The organism is Streptomyces sp. NPDC015032 (genome assembly GCF_043080425.1).
GTDB lineage: Bacteria > Actinomycetota > Actinomycetes > Streptomycetales > Streptomycetaceae > Streptomyces.
On sequence record NZ_JBIBVN010000020.1, the window covers coordinates 40,402 to 58,539 of the forward strand.

Consider the following 18,138-nt stretch of genomic DNA (forward strand, 5'->3'; position numbering starts at 1 on the left):
GCCCGGTCCGCCGGGCCGGCCGTCCGGTGTGCCGGTCCGTCAGCCGGTCGGCTCGTCCGCGAGGGCACGCAGAGCGAGGCGGTAGGAACCGATACCGAACCCGGCGACGGTCCCGGTGGCGACCGGCGCGACCACGGAGTTGTGGCGGAATTCCTCCCGTGCGTACGGGTTCGAGATATGCACCTCGATCAGCGGGGCGGTGCGCTGGGCCGCCGCGTCCCGCATTCCGTACGAATAATGGGTGAAAGCACCCGGGTTGAGAACGACCGGAATTGAACCGTCAGCGGCCTCGTGGAGCCAGCGGATCAGCTCGCCCTCGTCGTTGGTCTCCCGGACCTCGACATCGAAGCCGAGCTCCTTGCCGAGGGCCTGACAGGTCTCGACGAGTCCGGCGTAGGACGTGGCACCGTACACATCCGGCTCGCGGGAGCCGAGCCGGCCGAGGTTCGGCCCGTTGAGGACGAGGACCCGACGGGTCACGCCGACACCTCCCCGTAGGCGGCGAGCAGCACGGCCGGGTCGGGGCCCTCCAGCACGGTGGGTTTGCCGAGACCGTCGAGGACGATGAAGCGCAGCAGGTCGCCGCGGGACTTCTTGTCGACCTTCATGTTCTCCAGCAGCTTGGGCCACTGGTCGCCGCGGTAGGTGAGCGGGAGTCCGACGGACTCGAGGACGGCGCGGTGCCGGTCGGCGGTGGCGTCGTCGAGGCGTCCGGCCAGCCGGCCCAGCTCGGCGGCGAAGACCATGCCGACCGAGACGGCCGCGCCGTGACGCCACTTGTAGCGCTCGTTCTTCTCGATCGCGTGGGCCAGGGTGTGGCCGTAGTTGAGGATCTCGCGCAGCCCGGATTCCTTGAGGTCGCTGGAGACGACCTCGGCCTTGACCCGGATGGCGCGCTCGATCAGTTCGGCCGTGTGCGCTCCGGTGGGCGTACGGGCACCTTCCGGGTCCGCCTCGATGAGGTCGAGGATCACCGGGTCCGCGATGAAGCCGGCCTTGATGATCTCGGCCATGCCGCTGACGTAGTCGTGCACGGGCAGCGAGTCGAGCGCGGCGAGGTCGCACAGGACACCGGCGGGCGGGTGGAAGGCGCCGACGAGGTTCTTCCCCTCGGCGGTGTTGATGCCGGTCTTGCCGCCGACGGCCGCGTCGACCATGGCGAGCACGGTCGTGGGTACGGCGATCCAGCGCACCCCGCGCAGCCAGGTCGCCGCGACGAATCCGGCCACATCGGTGGTGGCTCCGCCGCCGACGCCGACGACGACGTCGGTGCGGGTGAAGCCGGTCTGCCCGAGCGCCTTCCAGCAGTAGGCGGCGACCTCGGCAGTCTTGGCCTCCTCGGCGTTGGGCAGCTGGATCGCGATGGCCTCGTAGCCCTGCTCGGCGAGGTCCTGGCGGACCGCCTCACCGGTCTCGGCGAGCGCCTCGGGGTGCAGGACGGCGACCCGCTTGGCGCGGTCGCCGACGAGCCTGGGCAGCTCACCCAGGAGCTGCCGGCCGATCAGCACCTCGTACGGGTCGGTGCCCGCGCTGCCGGCGATCTGGATACGGGTGGGGCCCTGCTCGGTCATGTGTTCTCCCGGCCGGGGGTGACGGGTGCGTCCGTGCGTTCCGGCAGTTCCAGTGCGTCGAGGACCGCCTGGGCGACCTCGTCGGGGGTGCGCTCGTCGGTGGCGACGGTCACCCGGGCCACCTCGGTGTACAAGTGGCGGCGCGCGTCCATCAGCTCGCGCCACTGCCGGCGCGGGTTGACGGCGAGCAGGGGGCGGGCGGTGTTCAGGCCGACCCGCTTGACGGCCTCCTCGACGTCCATCGAGAGATAGACGACGGGGCGGTCGGCGAGCAGCGCGCGGGTCGTCGCGTCGAGCACGGCACCGCCGCCGAGGGAGAGCACACCCGTGTGCTCCGCCACGGCGGTGTGCACGGCCTGTCGCTCCAGCTCGCGGAAGTGCTCCTCGCCCTCGTCGTAGAAGATCTCCGGGATCGGCTTGCCGGCCGCGCCGACGACGTCCGCGTCGGTGTCCCGGTAGGTGGTGCCGAGCCGGTCGGCGAGCAGCTCACCGACCGTGGACTTGCCGACGCCCATCGGCCCGACGAGGACGATCAGCGGGCCGCTCATCGGATCTGCAGGTGGTCGAGGTACGACTGCACGTTGCGGCGGGTCTCCGTGACGCTGTCCCCGCCGAACTTCTCCGCGACGGCGTCGGCCAGGACCAGCGCGACCATCGCCTCGGCGACGATGCCCGCGGCCGGAACGGCACAGACATCGGAGCGCTGGTGGTGGGCCTTGGCGGACTCACCGGTGACGACATCGACGGTGGCGAGCGCGCGCGGGACGGTCGCGATGGGCTTCATCGCGGCACGGACCCGCAGCAGCTCGCCGGTGGTCAGACCGCCCTCCGTGCCGCCGGAGCGGCCGGACGCGCGCTTGATGCCGTCCTCGGTGACCAGGATCTCGTCGTGCGCCTTCGAGCCGGGCACCCGGGCCAGGTCGAAGCCGTCGCCGACCTCGACCCCCTTGATGGCCTGGATGCCCATCAGCGCCGCGGCGAGCCGGGCGTCGAGGCGGCGGTCCCAGTGGACGTGCGAACCGAGGCCGACGGGCACCCCGTAGGCCAGCACCTCGACGACGCCGCCGAGGGTGTCGCCGTCCTTGTGGGCCCGGTCGATCTCGGCGACCATCTCCTTGCTCGCGGCGGCGTCCAGGCAGCGCACCGGGTCGGCGTCCAGCCGCTCGACATCGGCGGGCGTCGGGTAGACGCCGTACGGCGCCTTGGCCGCGGCCAGCTCGACGACATGGCTGACGATCTCGATGCCCGCGGTCTCCTTGAGGTACGACCGGGCGACGGCACCGAGCGCGACCCGGGCCGCGGTCTCCCGGGCGCTGGCGCGTTCCAGGATCGGCCGTGCCTCGTCGAAGCCGTACTTCTGCATCCCGGCGAGGTCGGCATGACCGGGACGGGGGCGGGTCAGCGGGGCGTTGCGGGCCAGCGCGGCCAGTTCGTCGGGGTCGACCGGGTCGGCCGACATGACCTGCTCCCACTTGGGCCACTCGGTGTTGCCCACCATCACGGCGACCGGCGATCCCATGGTGAGACCGTGCCGCACCCCGCCGAGGAAGGTGACCTCGTCCTTCTCGAACTTCATCCGCGCACCGCGGCCGTAACCGAGCCGCCGCCGGGCGAGTGCGTCCGCCACCATCTCCGTGGTGATCGGGACACCGGCGGGAAGACCCTCCAGCGTCGCCACGAGTGCGGGGCCGTGCGATTCCCCCGCGGTCAGCCAGCGCAACCTGCTCAACGGTGCTCCTCATGCTCGCGCCTGGAACTGCGACGGCGCGACCGGGTGCGCGGCCCTGGCCCGCCGCTTTCGATCCTCCCACGACCGGGGGCGTGAACCGGCCGCCGGTCCAGCAGACGGACGCCTCCCGTTCACCGGGCGGGAGGGGTCAGCGGGCGGCGAGTGCCGCTCCCCCGGCCCGCCGCATGGCCGCGAGCGGCGCCGGCGAGCGGCCCGTCATCTGCTCGACCTGAAGAACGGCTTGATGCACCAGAAGGTCGAGACCTCCGATGACTGTGCCGTTGCGAGCCGTCCAGGCGGCGGCCAGTCCGGTCGGCCAGGGCTCGTACAGCACATCGAAGAGCGTGCCCGGCCGGTCGGGTACGGCGCCGGCCAGCGCGTCCGTGGCACCGGCCGGTGTGGTGGCGACGACCAGCGGGGCGCGCAGCGCCTGCTCGGCCTCCGCCCAGTCGGAGATCCGTACGTCGACGTCGAGGCGTTCGCCCCAGCCGCGCATCTCCTGGCCCCGTTCCCGGCTGCGGACGTACGCCGTGACCGGTCCCGTACAGATCTCGGACAGCGCGGCAAGCGCCGAGGAGGCGGTCGCTCCGGCACCGAGCACGGCGGCGGACTCGGTCTTCTCCACACCCCGTTCGCGCAGCGCGGCGATCATGCCGGGGATATCGGTGTTGTCGCCGATGCGTCGTCCGCCCTCCGTGAGGACGACCGTGTTGACGGCCTCCACGGAAGCCGCGGTCTCGCTGACGGAATCGAGCAGCGGGATGACCGCGCGCTTGAGCGGCATGGTCAGCGAGAGCCCGGCCCAGGTGGCGTCGAGCCCCGCCATGAAGGCGGCCAGGCCCGCCTCGTCGACCTCGAACCGGTCGTACGTCCAGTGGGTGAGGCCCAGTTCGGCGTACGCGGCCCGGTGCAAAACCGGGGAGAGCGAATGGGCGATGGGCGAGCCGAGGACGGCTGCCCGGTGGCGCCGGTCAGCCGAGGCCATGTTGTTCCTTGAATTTCTTGTTGAGCTTTTCGTGGTCGGCGGCCGTCTTGGTGAACTCGGTCTTCTTGCCGTCGAGCGAGATGAAGAACATCCACCCGTCACTGGTGGGATTGAGCGTCGCACGCAGGGCCTCGTCACCCGGATTACCGATCGGACCCGGCGGAAGGCCCGCATGATAATAGGTGTTGTAGGGATCCGGATTGGTCACGATCTCTTGGGAACCGATCTTGATCTTGCTCTGATTCTTGAGGTAATTGAACGCGGAGTCGAATTGAAGCTTACGGTTCGTGACCGTGTTGTCCTGCTTCAAGCGGTTGTACGCGACTTCAGCCATCTTGCGGAAGTCGTCGTGCGTGAGGCCCTCCGCCTGGACCAGGCTCGCGACAGTGACCACCTGCCATGGGCCGTCCAGATGGTACTTCTTGGCCGTTCCTTCGAGGTCGACCTTGCCGTACTCGTCGTTGGCCCGCGAGACCATCTTCTTGAGGACGGCCTCCGGCTCCATGCCCTTGGCCACCGGATACGCCGCCGGGTAGAGGAAGCCTTCCAGCGGGTCCTTGATGTCCTTGTTCTTGCTCGCCCAGTCGGGCAGACCGAGGTCGGAGGCATCGGACTTGGCGATGCCCTTGGTCGTTCCCTTCTTGAGGCCCAGTTTCTTGTCGACCATCTCGTAGATGTCGACATTGCGGTAACCCTCGGGAATCACCAGAAGATTCTGGCTGTTCGGGTCGACCATCATCTTCACGGCCTCGGCCGCGGACATCTTCTCGTGGAGCAGATAGACGCCTGCCTGGATCGCCTTGCCCTTGGGGTTCTCGTTCTGCGCGGCCACGAACGCGTCGACGCTCTTGACGACACCCTTCTGCTTCAGGATGTTGCCGATGTCGTAGCCGAGGGCGCCCTTCTGGATCTCGACCTCGACCTGACCCGTGCCCGTTCCGGTGTAGTCGGGCGCCGCGCCGAACTTGTCCTGCCAGTACGAGTATCCGAGGTAGCCCACTCCCCCGAGGCCCCCGACCAGGACCACCGCTACGACCAGGCAGGCAACGCCGCTGCGGCCCTTCTTCTTGCCCTTGCCCCGGCGCTCGTTGCCACCGCGACCACCACTGCGCGATTCACCCGGGTCGTCGTCGTACTCGTCGCCCTTGTCGCCCCCGTCGTCCGTGCCCGTGAAAAAGGGGTGGGTCTCCTCCGGCTGGACCTCCGGGTCCCAGTCGGGGCTCTGCGCGGGGGCCGGCTCGGGAGCGGCCTCCCGGCGGCCCGGGGGCTGCGGCGGCGGGTAGGCCTCCGGCGTGCCGTAGTAGTCGTGCGTCTCGCCGTAGCCGACCTGCCGGCCGCCGTACGGGTCGGCCTGCTGGGCGTCGTAGGGCATCGCGGCGGACTGCTGCCCGGTGTCCCAGCCGCCGTTGTTGTACTGGGGCTGCTGGGGCTGCTGGGGCTGCTGGGGCTGCTGGGGCTGCTGCTGCGCATACGGGTCCAGCGGGGGTCCGTACGGGGGCTGCTGCTGGTAGGAGTGCTGCTGCGCGTACGGATCCGGCGACTGCGGCTGCTGTGCGTACTGGGGCTGCGGCTGCTGCACGTACGGGGCCTGGGGCTGCGGCTGCTGAGCGTAGGGATCCTGGGCGTGGGGCTGCTGGCCGCCGCCGTACTGGTTCTGACCGTGGTTGGGCTGCTGCCCTTCCCATCCCTGGTCCCCGTACAGGGGGTCCCCGGGATGCCACGGTTCGGAGCCGGGGCCCCGGCCATACTCAGTCATCGATCCCCTAGAGCCGCGAGACGACATTCCGTCTCTTTGCTGTGCGGTGTTTGTTCGAACCCCGCCGCATCGCGCGGAACGTTACCGTATCGCGATCAGAGAGCCACTTCGACGCCTTCGCCCGGAGCTTTGCCCGACGCCCGTTCAGACTCCAGAGCGTTCTGAAGGATCACCACAGCGGCAGCCTGATCGATGACGGAACGGCCTTTCTTGGACTTCACGCCCGAAGCGCGCAGCCCTTGGCCGGCCGTTACTGTGGTCATCCTCTCGTCCACGAGCCGTACCGGGATGGGCGACACCGAACGGGCGAACTCCTGGGCGAAGCCCCGGACCTTGGCGGCCGCGGGGCCCTCGCCTCCGCCGAGGGAGCGCGGCAGACCGATGATGATCTCGATCGGCTCGTACTCCTCGACGATCTGTCCCAGCCGCCGGTGGGCTGCCGGGACATCGCGTCCCGGAACGGTCTCCACCGGCGTGGCGAGGATCCCGTCGGGGTCGCACGAGGCGACCCCGATCCGGGCGTCCCCGACGTCGATCGCGAGTCGACGGCCGCGGCGCATCCGCGTCATCCCCGCCGTCACGCCGTCTCGGTGACGAGACGTTCGACAGCGGCCACCGCGGCGCCGATGGCCTCGGGGTTCTGGCCGCCTCCCTGGGCGACGTCCGGCTTGCCGCCGCCACCGCCGCCGAGGGTCTTGGCGGCCGTACGGACCAGGTCGCCGGCCTTGAGTCCGCGCTCACGGGCGGACTCGTTGGTGGCGATCACGGTCAGCGGCCGGCCGTTGGCGGTGGTGAACAGGGCCACGACGGCCGGACGGCCGCCCTGGATGCGTCCGCGGACATCGAGGACGAGCTTGCGCAGGTCGTCGGCCGACGTGCCGTCGGGGACCTGGCCGGTGACCAGGGCGACGCCCCGTACGTCCTTGGCGGACTCGGCCAGTCCGGCGGCGGCCTGGAGGACCTTCTCCGCGCGGAACTTCTCGATCTCCTTCTCGGCGTCCTTCAGCTTGCCGAGCATTCCGGCGATCTTCTCCGGGAGCTCCTCGGGACGGCCCTTGACCAGTTCCTGGAGCTGGGCGACGACCGTGTGCTCCCGCGCGAGGAAGTTGTACGCGTCGACGCCGACGAGGGCCTCGATACGGCGCACGCCGGAACCGATGGACGATTCGCCGAGCAGCTTCACCAGGCCCAGCTGGGCGGTGTTGTGGACGTGCGTACCGCCGCAGAGCTCCTTGGAGAAGTCACCGATGGTGACGACCCGGACCCGCTCCCCGTACTTCTCGCCGAACTCGGCGATGGCACCCTGCTTCTTGGCCTCGGCGATCGGCATGACCTCCGCCTGCACGTCGAGTTCGCGGGCGAGAACCTCGTTGATCTTCTGCTCGACGTCGGTGAGGACCGTGCCGGGCACGGCCGCGGGCGAGCCGAAGTCGAAGCGGAAACGGCCCGGCGAGTTCTCCGAACCGGCCTGGGCGGCCGTCGGGCCCAGTGCGTCGCGCAGCGCCTGGTGCGTGAGGTGCGTGGCGCTGTGGGCACGGGCGATGGCGCGGCGGCGGGTGGTGTCGATGGCGGCGTAGCCGGAGGCGCCGACGGTCACCTCGCCGACCTGCACCGAACCCTTGTGGACGGAGACGCCGGGGACGGGCTGCTGGACGTCGCGGACCTGGATGACGGCTCCGCTGTCGAGCCGGATGCGGCCCTGGTCGGCGAGCTGGCCGCCGCCCTCGGCGTAGAACGGGGTGCGGTCCAGGACGACTTCGACCTCGTCGCCCTCGGTGGCGGCGGGCGAGGGGACGCCGTCGACGAGCAGGCCGACGATGGTCGACTCGCCCTCGGTGGCGGAGTAACCGGTGAACTCGGTGATGCCGGAGTGGTCGGCGACCTCGCGGTAGGCGGACAGGTCGGCGTGGCCGGTCTTCTTGGCCTTGGCGTCGGCCTTGGCCCGCTCCCGCTGCTCCTTCATCAGACGGCGGAAGCCGTCCTCGTCCACCGAGAGGCCCTGTTCGGCGGCCATCTCCAGGGTGAGGTCGATCGGGAAGCCCCAGGTGTCGTGGAGCAGGAATGCCTTGTCGCCGGCGAGGACCCTGCCGCCGGCGGCCTTGGTCTCGGTGACGGCGGTGTCGAGGATGTTGGTGCCGCCCTTGAGCGCCTTGAGGAAGGCGGCCTCTTCGGCGAGGGCGACGGTCTCGATGCGCTTGCGGTCGGTGATCAGCTCCGGGTACTGCTGTCCCATCGTGTCGATCACGACGTCGGCCAGGTCCTTGACGACCGGGCCCGTGGCGCCCAGCAGCCGCATGTTGCGGATGGCGCGGCGCATGATGCGGCGCAGCACGTAGCCGCGGCCCTCGTTGCCGGGGGTGACGCCGTCGCCGATGAGCATCACGGAGGTACGGATGTGGTCGGCGACCACGCGGAGCGAGACGTCCGAACCGTGCTCGGCGCCGTACCGGACGCCGGTCAGCTCGGTGGCCCTGTCCATGACGACGCGCAGGGTGTCCGTCTCGTACATGTTCTGTACGCCCTGAAGGATCATGGCGAGGCGTTCCAGGCCGAGACCCGTGTCGATGTTCTTCGACGGCAGGTCACCGAGGATCGGGAAGTCCTCCTTGCCGTCACCGGCGCCCCGCTCGTACTGCATGAAGACGAGGTTCCAGATCTCCACGTAGCGCTCGTCGTTGACGGCCGGGCCGCCCTCGACACCGAACTCGGGGCCGCGGTCGTAGTTGATCTCGGAGCAAGGACCGCAGGGGCCGGGGACGCCCATGGACCAGAAGTTGTCCTTCTTGCCCAGACGCTGGATGCGCTCGGCCGGTACGCCGATCTTGTCCCGCCAGATCTGCTCGGCCTCGTCGTCGTCCAGATAGACCGTGATCCAGAGCCGCTCGGGGTCGAGACCGAAGCCGCCGTCCGCCACGGAGCTCGTCAGAGCCTCCCAGGCGTAGCTGATGGCGCCTTCCTTGAAGTAGTCACCGAAGGAGAAGTTGCCGCACATCTGGAAGAACGTGCCGTGCCGGGTGGTCTTGCCGACCTCCTCGATGTCCGGCGTCCGGACGCACTTCTGCACGCTGGTGACGCGCGGGGCGGGCGGCTTGACCTCGCCGAGGAAGTACGGCTTGAAGGGAACCATGCCCGCCGGGACGAGCAGCAGAGTCGGGTCGTCCGCGATGAGCGACGCCGAAGGGACGACGGTGTGACCGCGCTCCTCGAAGAAGCTCAGCCAGCGGCGACGAATTTCAGCCGACTCCATCAGTGGTCCTCATTCCGGTTGTACGAGTTGTAGGGAAGCTTGCGGTAGCGGGGGGCTTCGAGGGACCGGTCGGGCCCGACGGGCTCGGCCGCCTCGACGGCGAAGTGGCGGCGCACGGGGAGCTCGGTGCCGACCGGCGCCTCCAGGCCCAGCGCCTCGCCCAGTTCGGCCTCGCGCCGGGCCATGGACTCACGGACGTCCAGAGCGAAGTCCTTGAGTTTGTGGCCGGTCTCGATCGCCTTGTCCGCGGCCTGCGCCGCGAGGCTTTCGGGGGTCAGCTCCTTGAGCTTGCGGTTGACCTTCGTGGTGGCCCAGACACCGGCGGCGGCGCCGGCGGTGAACCAGAACGTACGGCGGAACATCGCTGCGTCAGTCCTTCGATCCGCGGGAGTTTCTGCCGTTGCGCTTCCTGCCGCGCGCGGACGGCACGGTACGGCCGACGATCACCGTACGACCGGCTCGAGCAGGTTCCGGTTCCGGGCCGGCCTTGCGGCCGATGGCCTGGCGCACCCCGTAACCGAACGCGGCCACCTTGACGAGCGGCCCGCCGAAGGTCGAGGCGACGGTGGTGGAGAGCGCGGAGGCGTTGGAAGTGACTTCCTGGACGTCCGTGGCGATCGCGTCGACCTTGTCGAGCTGGGTCTGCGCGGAGCGCACGGTGGCGGAGGCGTCGGCAAGCAGCGGGACCGCCTGCTCGGTCACATCCGCCACGAGCTTGGTGGTCGCCCTGAGCGTCTGGGCCAGCCTCACCAGTACGACGGCGAGGAACGAAACCAGGATCGCCCAGAAGACGGCCACCAGGATCCCGGCCACCTCTCCACCGGACACAGTGCACCGCTCTCTAGCTTGTTGCTGTCTCTGTACTGTCTGTCTCTGCTCGGTCCGGCGACCGCTGCCACAACAGCCAGTCGTCGTCTCCCGAGCCTATCGCGCCGGTGGTCGCACCCCGTACCGCATTACCGGCGGGAAGGACCGGAGTTGCCATAAGGCGATTGTACGGAGAGCATCCATACCAGTACTCTGCGTGTTTCATGCGACGCCCCCAGCGCTTCTTCCCTTCCCCCCACGGTCCGGGAACCCCCACAGCCGCCCCCGGCAATCTCCCGGCGGAACTCAACAGATTCATCGGCCGGGAGAACGAACTGGCCGACCTCGGACGACAGCTGAGCGAGTCGAGACTCGTCACCGTGCTCGGGGTGGGCGGGGTGGGCAAAACCCGCTGCGTCACCAGGATCGCGGCGCTCCTGGAGAAACGGTACTGCGACGGTGTCCGCATGGTGGAGCTGTCCGCCGTGCACGATCCCGAGCTGCTGGAACACGCACTGGTCGACGCTCTCGGGCTGACCGATCACACCAGCAGACCGCCCCGCGCGACGCTCGTCGAACACCTTGCCGGGCGCCAACTCCTCCTGGTGATAGACGGCTTCGAGCATCTCGTGGACGCCTGCGCCGCGCTCGTGCGCGAACTGCTGTGCCGGGCCCCGCGGCTGCGGGTGCTGGCCGCCGGGCGGCTGCCCCTGGAGCTGGACGGCGAGCTCACCTTCCCGCTCGCGCCGATGACGGAGGAGGACGCGGTGCTGCTCTTCGCGGAGCGGGCCGCCGCGGTACGGCCGGGGTTCCGGCTGACCGACCGCAATCGCGTGACCGCGCGGGAGCTGTGCCGTCGGCTGGACGGGATCCCGCTCGCGCTCGAACTGGCCGCCGGACGGCTGCGCGCCCTCTCCACCGAGCAGGTGCTGCAACGCCTGGACGACCGCTTCCGGCTGCTGACCGGCTCCAGCCGCAGCGCCCTGGCACGCCACCAGACCCTCCGCACCGCCATCGGCTGGAGCCACGAACTCTGCGCTCCGGAGCAGCGGCTGCTCTGGGCGCGGCTGTCGGTGTTCGCCGGGCAGTTCGATCTGGAAGCCGTCGAGTACGTCTGCAGCAGCACCGATCTGCCGGCCGAGTCGCTCCTCGATGTGCTCTGCGGACTGCTGACGCAGTCCGTCGTCGTGCGCGAGGACTCGGCGGACGGCACCCGCTACCGGATGCTGGACACGGTGCGGGAGTACGGAGCCGAGTGGCTGGCTGCCACCGGCGACACGGACCGGCTGCGACGCCGCCACCGGGACTGGTTCCTGGGTCTGGCCACCTGGTGCGAGCTCGACTGGTTCAGCCCGCGGCAGGGCGAGGTGGCCGCCCGGGCCGGGAGCGAGCTGCCGAATCTGCGGCGGGCGATGGAATATTCGCTGGAGAGCCCGGACGAGGCCCATCTCGCGCAGTATCTCGCGGGCACCCTCTGGTTCCTCTGGGTGGGCTGCGGACGTCTCTCGGAGGGCCGGCACTGGTTGGACCACGTGCTGGAGGAGGAGACACCGTACGACTCCTCACGGCTCAAGGCGCTGTGGGTGCTGGGCCATGTCGCCGTACTGCAGGGCGACCCGGTCGGCGCGATCTCCGCGCTGCAGGAGTGCCGCGACGAGGCCGACCGGACCGACGACTCCACGGCGCTCGCATACGCGGTGCACCGGATGGGGTGTCTGGCGCTCGTCACGGACGACATGGTCAGGGCGCAGGAGTTGCTCGCCGACGCGCTCGGCCGCTACCGGGAGCTCGGCGAGCTGAACAGCAATGTGCTGATGGCCCAGATCGAGCTGGCGATGGCGGTCGGGTTCCACGGGGACCTGGAGAGCGCCGCCGCGATCTGCGAGGAGGTCAGGGAGATCTGCGAGGACCACGGGGAGCGGTGGGCCCTCTCGTACGCGCTGTACGTACTGGCCTTCGCGGCGCTGCAACAGGACCGGCCTGACCACGCCCGGGAGCTGCTCGTGGAGTCCCTGGCGATCGGCCACGCCTTCCACGACCTGCTCGGCTCGGTCCTCGCCCTGGAGCTGATGGCACTGGTCACGATGGTCGAGGGGGACGCGGTGGAGGCGGCGGTGCTGCAGGGGGCCGCCGACCGGATCTGGCCGTCGGTGGGGCTGCCGCTGTTCGGTTCGGCGTACTACGGGCAGCCCCGGGCCCGGTGCGAGCAGCTGGCCCGCCGGGAGCTGGGCGACGACCCCTACGAATCCGGGCTGCGTGCGGGCGGACAGCTGGATCTGGACGCGGCGGTGGCCAGGGCGCTGACGGGCGGACCCACGGGCCGACTGCAAGCGCCGGAACGTTTCTCCGGATCACTGCCGGACTCCGGGAAAACGCAGAGGCCCGCCACCTCCCGTACGACGGGGAGGGGCGGGCCGGAGCGCTGGTGAGAGCGGCTACGCCTGGATCAGCGGGCGTAGTACTCGACGACGAGCTGCTCGTCACAGATCACGGGGATTTCCTTGCGGTTCGGGTCCCGGTCAAGGCGGAAGGCCAGGGCCTTCAGGTTCACCTGCAGGTAGCGCGGGGTCTCGCCGTCGGGGGCGTAACCACCCTCGCGGGCCACCTGGAAGGGGTGCTTGTCGCGGCTGCGCTCGCGGACCATCACGACGTTGTCGGGACGGACGCGGAACGACGGCTTGTCGACCTTGCGGCCGTCGACCTCGATGTGACCGTGCACGACCATCTGGCGGGCCTGGTAGATGGTGCGGGCGATGCCCGAACGCAGAACCAGAGCGTCGAGACGGCGCTCGAGCTCGACGACCAGCGCCTCGCCCGTCTTGCCCTCGGCCTTCTTGGCGCGGTCGTAGGCACGCGCCATCTGACGCTCGCTGATGTCGTACTGGGCACGCAGACGCTGCTTCTCCAGCAGACGGACCTTGTAGTCCGAGTTCTGCTTGCGGCCACGGCCGTGCTCGCCCGGCGGGTAGGGGCGGGCCTCGAAGTACTTGACGGCCTTCGGCGTCAGCGCGATGCCGAGCGCGCGGCTCTTCTTGACCTTGGGACGCGACTGGTTAGGCACGTTCTCCAGACCTCCATCGTAGGTTAGGTTAGGCTTACCTTACTTGAGGAGATCGCATGTCTCGCCCGGGGAACACCACACACGTCACGGACAGCACTGACAGCGTCGACACCCCTCGGGGTGCCGATACGACGGAGGACCGATCAGATCGTGGTCAGCCGCGTCCCGGCGGGCTTGAAACCACTCGGATGCCGTCAGCAGCCGAGCGCACACGAACTCTCGTACAGAGTACCTGTTCGGCGGTACTGCTCGTGCCCGGGCTGAACGCGGCCGAACCGCATCAGCTGATGCCGTCGGCGAGGAACGTCGGGCCCGACGGGGATCTGTTCCTCGAACTCCCCGCGGATTCCCCGGCTGTACGGGCCGCGACGCACGCCGTGGGCGACGAGCTGACCGCTGTGCTGGAGATCACGGACGTCGCTCCGGTCTCCGTGCCGCACCGGGTACGCGGCCGCGCCCGGATCTCCGGCCGGCTCACCACCGTACCCGGCGTGTCGGGGCCCGGCCGGATGACGCTCCGGCTGGAGACGGGCGAGGCGTACGTGGACGATCTGTGGGGCGCCGAGGAGATCGAACCGGACGAGTTCCGGGACGCGCTGCCCGACCCGCTCGTCGGACACGAGGCGGAACTGCTCCAGCATCTGCACGCGGCGCACGGCGACCGGCTGGGCACGCTGTGCGGACTGCTGGGCGAGCTCTCGGCCCGCCGCTGCGCGGCCCACCGGCCCTCCGTCGTACCGCTCGCGCTGGACCGGTACGGGCTGCGCGTGCGCCTCTGCGAGGACCGGGGGCGCTGCTTCGACGCGCGCTTCGAGTTTCCCGAGCCGGTGCGCGACATCGGCGGACTCCGCCACGCCCTGCACACGCTCTTCGAGGCAGCGGCGGGCTGAGAGCCTGCCGGGTGACCTCTGGGACGGCGGGACCACCCCGGCGCGCTCCCTCAGGCCCTGCGCCCTGGGGCGCCGTACGTGATCCTCACTCCGCGGACGGGCTCGCGGCGCCATCGGAGCCCGCGCGGCCGAGGCGCTCGCGGACCCGCTCCACCACATCCGCGTAACGCGCCTCCGCGCCGTAGCGCGTGGGCTGGTAGTAGTGCTTGTCGCGGACCGCGTCCGGGGCGTACTGCTGGGCGGCGATGCCACCGGGGACGTCGTGCGGATACACATAGCCCTGTGCGTGGCCCAACTTGGCGGCGCCCTTGTAGTGGCCGTCCCGCAGATGGGCCGGGACGGGGCCCGCGAGCCCCTTCCGGACGTCCTCCTGGGCGGCGAAGATCGCCAGCGTCGCCGCGTTGGACTTGGGAGCGAGGGCCAGGGCGATCGTGGCGTGGCTCAGGGTGAGCGCCGCCTCCGGAAAACCGATCATGGCGACCGCCTGGGCGGCCGCGACGGCGGTGGGCAGCGCCGTGGGATCGGCGAGACCGATGTCCTCGCTGGCCGAGATCATCAGCCGCCGGGCGATGAACCGGGGGTCCTCCCCCGCCTCGATCATCCGGGCGAGGTAGTGCAGCGCGGCATCGACATCGGAGCCGCGGATCGACTTGATGAGTGCGCTCGCCACGTCGTAGTGCTGGTCGCCGTCGCGGTCGTACTTGACGGCCGCGCGGTCGACGGTTTCCTCCAGGGTCTGGAGGCTGATCTCCGTCTCCTGCTTGGACAGCGCCGCACCGGCCGCGGCCTCCAGTGCGGTCAGCGCCCGGCGGGCGTCCCCGCCCGCGATGCGCAGCAGATGCGCCTCGGCGTCCTCCGGCAGCGCCACCGCGCCGCCGAGCCCCCGCGCGTCGGCCAGCGCCCGACGGAGCAGACCGCGCAGATCGTCGTCGGTGAGCGACTCCAGCGTGAGCAGCAGCGAGCGCGACAGCAGCGGCGAGATGATCGAGAAGTACGGATTCTCGGTGGTCGCCGCGATCAGGGTCACCCATCGGTTCTCCACGGCCGGAAGCAGGGAGTCCTGCTGCGCCTTGGAGAAGCGGTGGATCTCGTCGAGGAAGAGGACGGTCTCCTTGCCGTACCCGCCGGTGGCGCGGCGGGCGCCCTCGATGACGGCCCGCACTTCCTTGACGCCCGCGGTGATCGCGGAGAGCTCGACGAAGCGCTTGTTGGTGGCCTTGCTGACCACGTACGCCAGAGTCGTCTTCCCGATACCGGGCGGGCCCCAGAGGATCACGGACGAGGGCCCCGCGGGCCCGCCGTTCCCCTCGCCGACGAGGCGACGCAGCGGCGAGCCCGGCTTGAGCAGATGCTGCTGGCCGACGACCTCGTCGAGAGTGCGAGGCCGCATCCGGACAGCCAGTGGGCTGCTGGACGGGTCCTTCTCCTGGCGGTCTTCGGCGGCTGCGGTAAAGAGGTCGGGCTCCACGTTTCGAAGCCTATGCCACGGCACCGACAGCCCTGCCGGGCCGGTCTCCCGGCAGCAGCGGCGCTCCGGTCAGCTGGTCCAGAAGTCCCACCAGCGGGTCAGGATCAGCATGCCGATGATGCCGACCCACAGGACCGGCGGCACCCAGTGGAACTCCGTCAGCCCGTTGCGCAGCCAGTTCGGCGCGGGCAGGATCCGGTGCTTGATGTTGTGTGTGGTGACGTAGCAGAACATGAAGATGGTGGCGACCCAGGCCAGACAGCACCACAGGCAGAGCGAGTTGATCTGGTAGAGCGACTGGTACTGGAGCCAGGTGCAGAACCCGACGCCGAACAACGTGCCGGCGTTCATGCCGAGCCAGTACCAGCTGCGGAAGCGGGCACCCGCGAGCAGCGCCAGGCCGATGCCGATGATCACCGAGTAGGTGGCGAGACCGAGCATCGGGTTCGGGAAACCGAAGGCGGCCGCCTGCTGGCTCGTCATGATGTTGCCGCACGCGACGACCGGGTTGAGGCTGCATCCCGGTGTGAAGTCGGGGTCTTCCAGCAGCTTGAACTTGTCGATCGTGATGGCCCAGGCGGCGAGGAGTCCGGCAGCGCCCGTGATCACCAGCAGCAGCGCCAACGCACGGCTGCCGCCGATGGTCCTCTTCCCGCCCTCCTCGTCCTGGTCGGAGGAGGGGTGGTCAACCGCTGCAGTCGTCATATCGCCGTTCCATCAGTGAGTGGCCTGCTGGGCACGGTCATTGTGCCGCACAGCATCACTGGTCTTCTGTTCGATGGACATAAAGACGTGCGTGACATTTCGCGAAGGGACGGCTGGGACGGCGGGGAACACGCGGGTCCGTGGGACCGTCCGGGCCAGGACCGAATGCGCGGTGGCGGTGGGCGGACCGCGCGGGCGCCGGGGCGAAGCAGCCGCGGTCGACGGCCCGGACCTGCGGGGATCCGGCGGGGCGAGGCGTTCGGGATGCTTGGGCCGAACGGGGCGGGGAAGAGCACGACCGCAAAATTCCCCGCAGGACCACCGGGGCCGCGACCAGGGAACCGGACCGGCGCTCGGTGCGGACCCGGCGTCCGCCGACCGTCGTCGGCGTGCCCGAATTGGAGTCGCCCCGCAGGGTGAATCCGTAACCGCCAAGTTGACGGTGTGCGACATGGTGACGCCCGTAGCCCGCCGCTGCCCCAGGCCGCGCGACCGCGACCGCGAGGACGTGATCGCGTCGGTGGGTCCGGGTGCCGAACGGCTGCGCCACCGGGCCACCCTCGGCGAGCATCGCCCTCGGTAGGTGTGGCCCGGCCTGTGGTCCACAGCACCGGACCCCGCTCCCCGATCCGGCCTGATCCGGTCCAAAGCCCCTAGGCGAGGCGCTCGCGGATCGTCTCCGCCACGTCTGCCAGCAGGACCGCCGTCTGCTCGCCGGACTCCATGTCCTTGAGCTGGAGGACGCCCTCCGCCAGGTCCCGCTCCCCCGCGACGAGGGTGAACCGGGCGCCCGAACGGTTCGCGCTCTTCATGGCGCCCTTGAGGCCACGGTTTCCGTACGCGAAATCCGCCGCCACGCCCCCGCGACGCAGTTGCGTGACGATCCCGAAGAGCACCCGCCGGGCCTCCTCGCCCAGCGGTACCGCGAAGACACTGGTCGCCGCGGGCAGTTCGAGCTCGATGCCCTCCGCCTCCAGCGCGAGCACCGTGCGGTCCACGCCGAGCGCCCAGCCCACCGACGGGAGCGCCGGCCCGCCGATCATCTCGGACAGGCCGTCGTAACGGCCGCCGCCGCCCACCGCGGACTGCGAGCCGAGTCCGTCGTGGACGAACTCGAAGGTGGTGCGGGTGTAGTAGTCGAGGCCGCGGACGAGCTTCTCGTCGTCCTCGTACACCACACCGGCCGCGGAGAGCAGGTCGCGCACCTCCTCGTGGTACGCCTTGCAGGCGTCGCACAGGTAGTCGCGCAGCACCGGGGCGCCGACCAGCTGCTTCTGCACCTCGGGCCGCTTGTCGTCGAGGACCCGGAGCGGGTTGATCTCGATGCGGCGACGCGTCTCCTCGTCCAGGTCGAGCTCGCGCAGGAAGCCCTGGAGCGCGTCCCGGTAGACGGGGCGGCACTCCTTGTCGCCCAGCGAGTTGAGCAGGATGCGGAAATTCCGCAGGCCCAACGTGCGGTAGGCCTGGTCGGCCAGGATGATCAGCTCGGCGTCCAGCGCCGGGTCCTCGGCGCCGATCGCCTCGGCGCCGACCTGCGAGAAGTGCCGGTAACGGCCCTTCTGGGGGCGCTCGTAGCGGTAGTACGAGCCGGAGTACCAGAGCTTCACGGGCAGGTTGCCGAGCTTGTGGAGGTTGGCCTCCAGCGCGGCGCGCAGCACGGACGCGGTGCCCTCGGGGCGCAGCGCCAGCTGGGAGCCGCCCTTGGTGGTGAGGGTGTACATCTCCTTGGTCACGATGTCGGTGGACTCGCCGACACCGCGCGAGAAGAGGGCGACGTCCTCGAAACCGGGGGTCTCGATGTAGCCGTAGCCGGAGTTCTTCAGAGGTGCGGCGATCGCGTCACGCACCGCGAGGTACTTCGCGGAGTCGGGCGGGGTCAGGTCGTACGTGCCCTTGGGGGCCTTGAAGGTGCTCACGGA

General features: G+C 70.1%; 17 protein-coding genes. 3 read left to right on the forward strand and 14 right to left on the reverse strand.

The window, feature by feature from the left end; translation table 11 throughout:
• Positions 1-39: 39 nt before the first annotated feature.
• The 10 genes from aroQ to ACF08M_RS25400 all read right to left on the reverse strand — a co-directional run bounded on the left by aroQ (position 40) and on the right by ACF08M_RS25400 (position 10,101).
• Complete coding sequence (aroQ, locus tag ACF08M_RS25355) at positions 40-480, reverse strand: type II 3-dehydroquinate dehydratase (RefSeq protein ID WP_389800340.1); 441 nt, start codon at positions 478-480, stop codon at positions 40-42.
• Positions 477-1,571: a 3-dehydroquinate synthase gene (aroB, locus tag ACF08M_RS25360; protein ID WP_392187572.1), complete on the reverse strand. Its 1,095-nt coding sequence runs from the start codon at positions 1,569-1,571 to the stop codon at positions 477-479. Before aroB ends, aroQ begins: the two co-directional genes overlap by 4 nt.
• On the reverse strand, positions 1,568-2,119 hold the full coding sequence (locus tag ACF08M_RS25365; RefSeq protein ID WP_392187573.1) for a shikimate kinase: 552 nt from the start codon (positions 2,117-2,119) through the stop codon (positions 1,568-1,570). The genes aroB and ACF08M_RS25365 overlap by 4 nt, the downstream gene beginning before the upstream one ends.
• Positions 2,116-3,300: a chorismate synthase gene (gene aroC, locus ACF08M_RS25370; RefSeq protein ID WP_392187574.1), complete on the reverse strand. Its 1,185-nt coding sequence runs from the start codon at positions 3,298-3,300 to the stop codon at positions 2,116-2,118. The genes ACF08M_RS25365 and aroC overlap by 4 nt, the downstream gene beginning before the upstream one ends.
• Before the next feature lie 148 nt (positions 3,301-3,448).
• Entirely contained in the window at positions 3,449-4,285 is an 837-nt protein-coding gene (locus tag ACF08M_RS25375; protein WP_392187575.1) for a shikimate dehydrogenase, read from the reverse strand.
• A complete protein-coding gene (mltG, locus tag ACF08M_RS25380; RefSeq protein ID WP_392187576.1) occupies positions 4,272-6,041 on the reverse strand; it encodes an endolytic transglycosylase MltG in 1,770 nt (589 codons plus the stop codon). The genes ACF08M_RS25375 and mltG overlap by 14 nt, the downstream gene beginning before the upstream one ends.
• 95 nt (positions 6,042-6,136) lie before the next feature.
• On the reverse strand, positions 6,137-6,610 hold the full coding sequence (ruvX, locus tag ACF08M_RS25385; RefSeq protein WP_392187647.1) for a Holliday junction resolvase RuvX: 474 nt from the start codon (positions 6,608-6,610) through the stop codon (positions 6,137-6,139).
• Positions 6,611-6,618: 8 nt separating this feature from the next.
• A complete protein-coding gene (gene alaS / locus ACF08M_RS25390) occupies positions 6,619-9,288 on the reverse strand; it encodes an alanine--tRNA ligase (protein ID WP_392187577.1) in 2,670 nt (889 codons plus the stop codon).
• A complete protein-coding gene (locus ACF08M_RS25395; RefSeq protein ID WP_392187578.1) occupies positions 9,288-9,650 on the reverse strand; it encodes a DUF6167 family protein in 363 nt (120 codons plus the stop codon). Before ACF08M_RS25395 ends, alaS begins: the two co-directional genes overlap by 1 nt.
• 7 nt (positions 9,651-9,657) lie before the next feature.
• Positions 9,658-10,101 carry a DUF948 domain-containing protein gene (locus ACF08M_RS25400; protein ID WP_392187648.1) on the reverse strand — a complete coding sequence of 148 codons (444 nt, stop codon included), beginning with the start codon at positions 10,099-10,101 and terminating at the stop codon, positions 9,658-9,660.
• Positions 10,102-10,319: 218 nt separating this feature from the next.
• On the opposite strand from ACF08M_RS25400, the gene ACF08M_RS25405 reads away from it, so the two are divergent.
• Complete coding sequence (locus tag ACF08M_RS25405) at positions 10,320-12,524, forward strand: ATP-binding protein (RefSeq protein WP_392187579.1); 2,205 nt, start codon at positions 10,320-10,322, stop codon at positions 12,522-12,524.
• A 17-nt stretch (positions 12,525-12,541) separates the two neighbouring features.
• Here ACF08M_RS25405 and rpsD read toward each other — a convergent pair whose 3' ends face one another.
• Positions 12,542-13,156: a 30S ribosomal protein S4 gene (gene rpsD / locus ACF08M_RS25410; RefSeq protein WP_356480410.1), complete on the reverse strand. Its 615-nt coding sequence runs from the start codon at positions 13,154-13,156 to the stop codon at positions 12,542-12,544.
• Between the two features lie 188 nt (positions 13,157-13,344).
• On the opposite strand from rpsD, the gene ACF08M_RS25415 reads away from it, so the two are divergent.
• The gene (locus ACF08M_RS25415) at positions 13,345-14,046 is read left to right on the forward strand and encodes a DUF2470 domain-containing protein (RefSeq protein ID WP_392187580.1); all 702 of its coding nucleotides are present in this window, start codon (positions 13,345-13,347) and stop codon (positions 14,044-14,046) included.
• A gap of 85 nt (positions 14,047-14,131) precedes the next feature.
• Here ACF08M_RS25415 and ACF08M_RS25420 read toward each other — a convergent pair whose 3' ends face one another.
• A complete protein-coding gene (locus tag ACF08M_RS25420; RefSeq protein WP_392187581.1) occupies positions 14,132-15,514 on the reverse strand; it encodes a replication-associated recombination protein A in 1,383 nt (460 codons plus the stop codon).
• A 69-nt stretch (positions 15,515-15,583) separates the two neighbouring features.
• Complete coding sequence (locus ACF08M_RS25425; RefSeq protein WP_392187582.1) at positions 15,584-16,219, reverse strand: vitamin K epoxide reductase family protein; 636 nt, start codon at positions 16,217-16,219, stop codon at positions 15,584-15,586.
• Positions 16,220-16,670: 451 nt separating this feature from the next.
• Here ACF08M_RS25425 and ACF08M_RS25430 point away from each other — a divergent pair, with 451 nt between their 5' ends.
• The gene (locus ACF08M_RS25430; RefSeq protein ID WP_392187583.1) at positions 16,671-16,802 is read left to right on the forward strand and encodes a hypothetical protein; all 132 of its coding nucleotides are present in this window, start codon (positions 16,671-16,673) and stop codon (positions 16,800-16,802) included.
• Between the two features lie 70 nt (positions 16,803-16,872).
• On the opposite strand, the gene hisS is transcribed toward ACF08M_RS25430, so the two are convergent.
• Positions 16,873-18,135 (reverse strand): histidine--tRNA ligase, encoded by a 1,263-nt coding sequence (hisS, locus tag ACF08M_RS25435; RefSeq protein ID WP_392187584.1) that lies wholly within the window; start codon positions 18,133-18,135, stop codon positions 16,873-16,875.
• Positions 18,136-18,138: the final 3 nt, after the last annotated feature.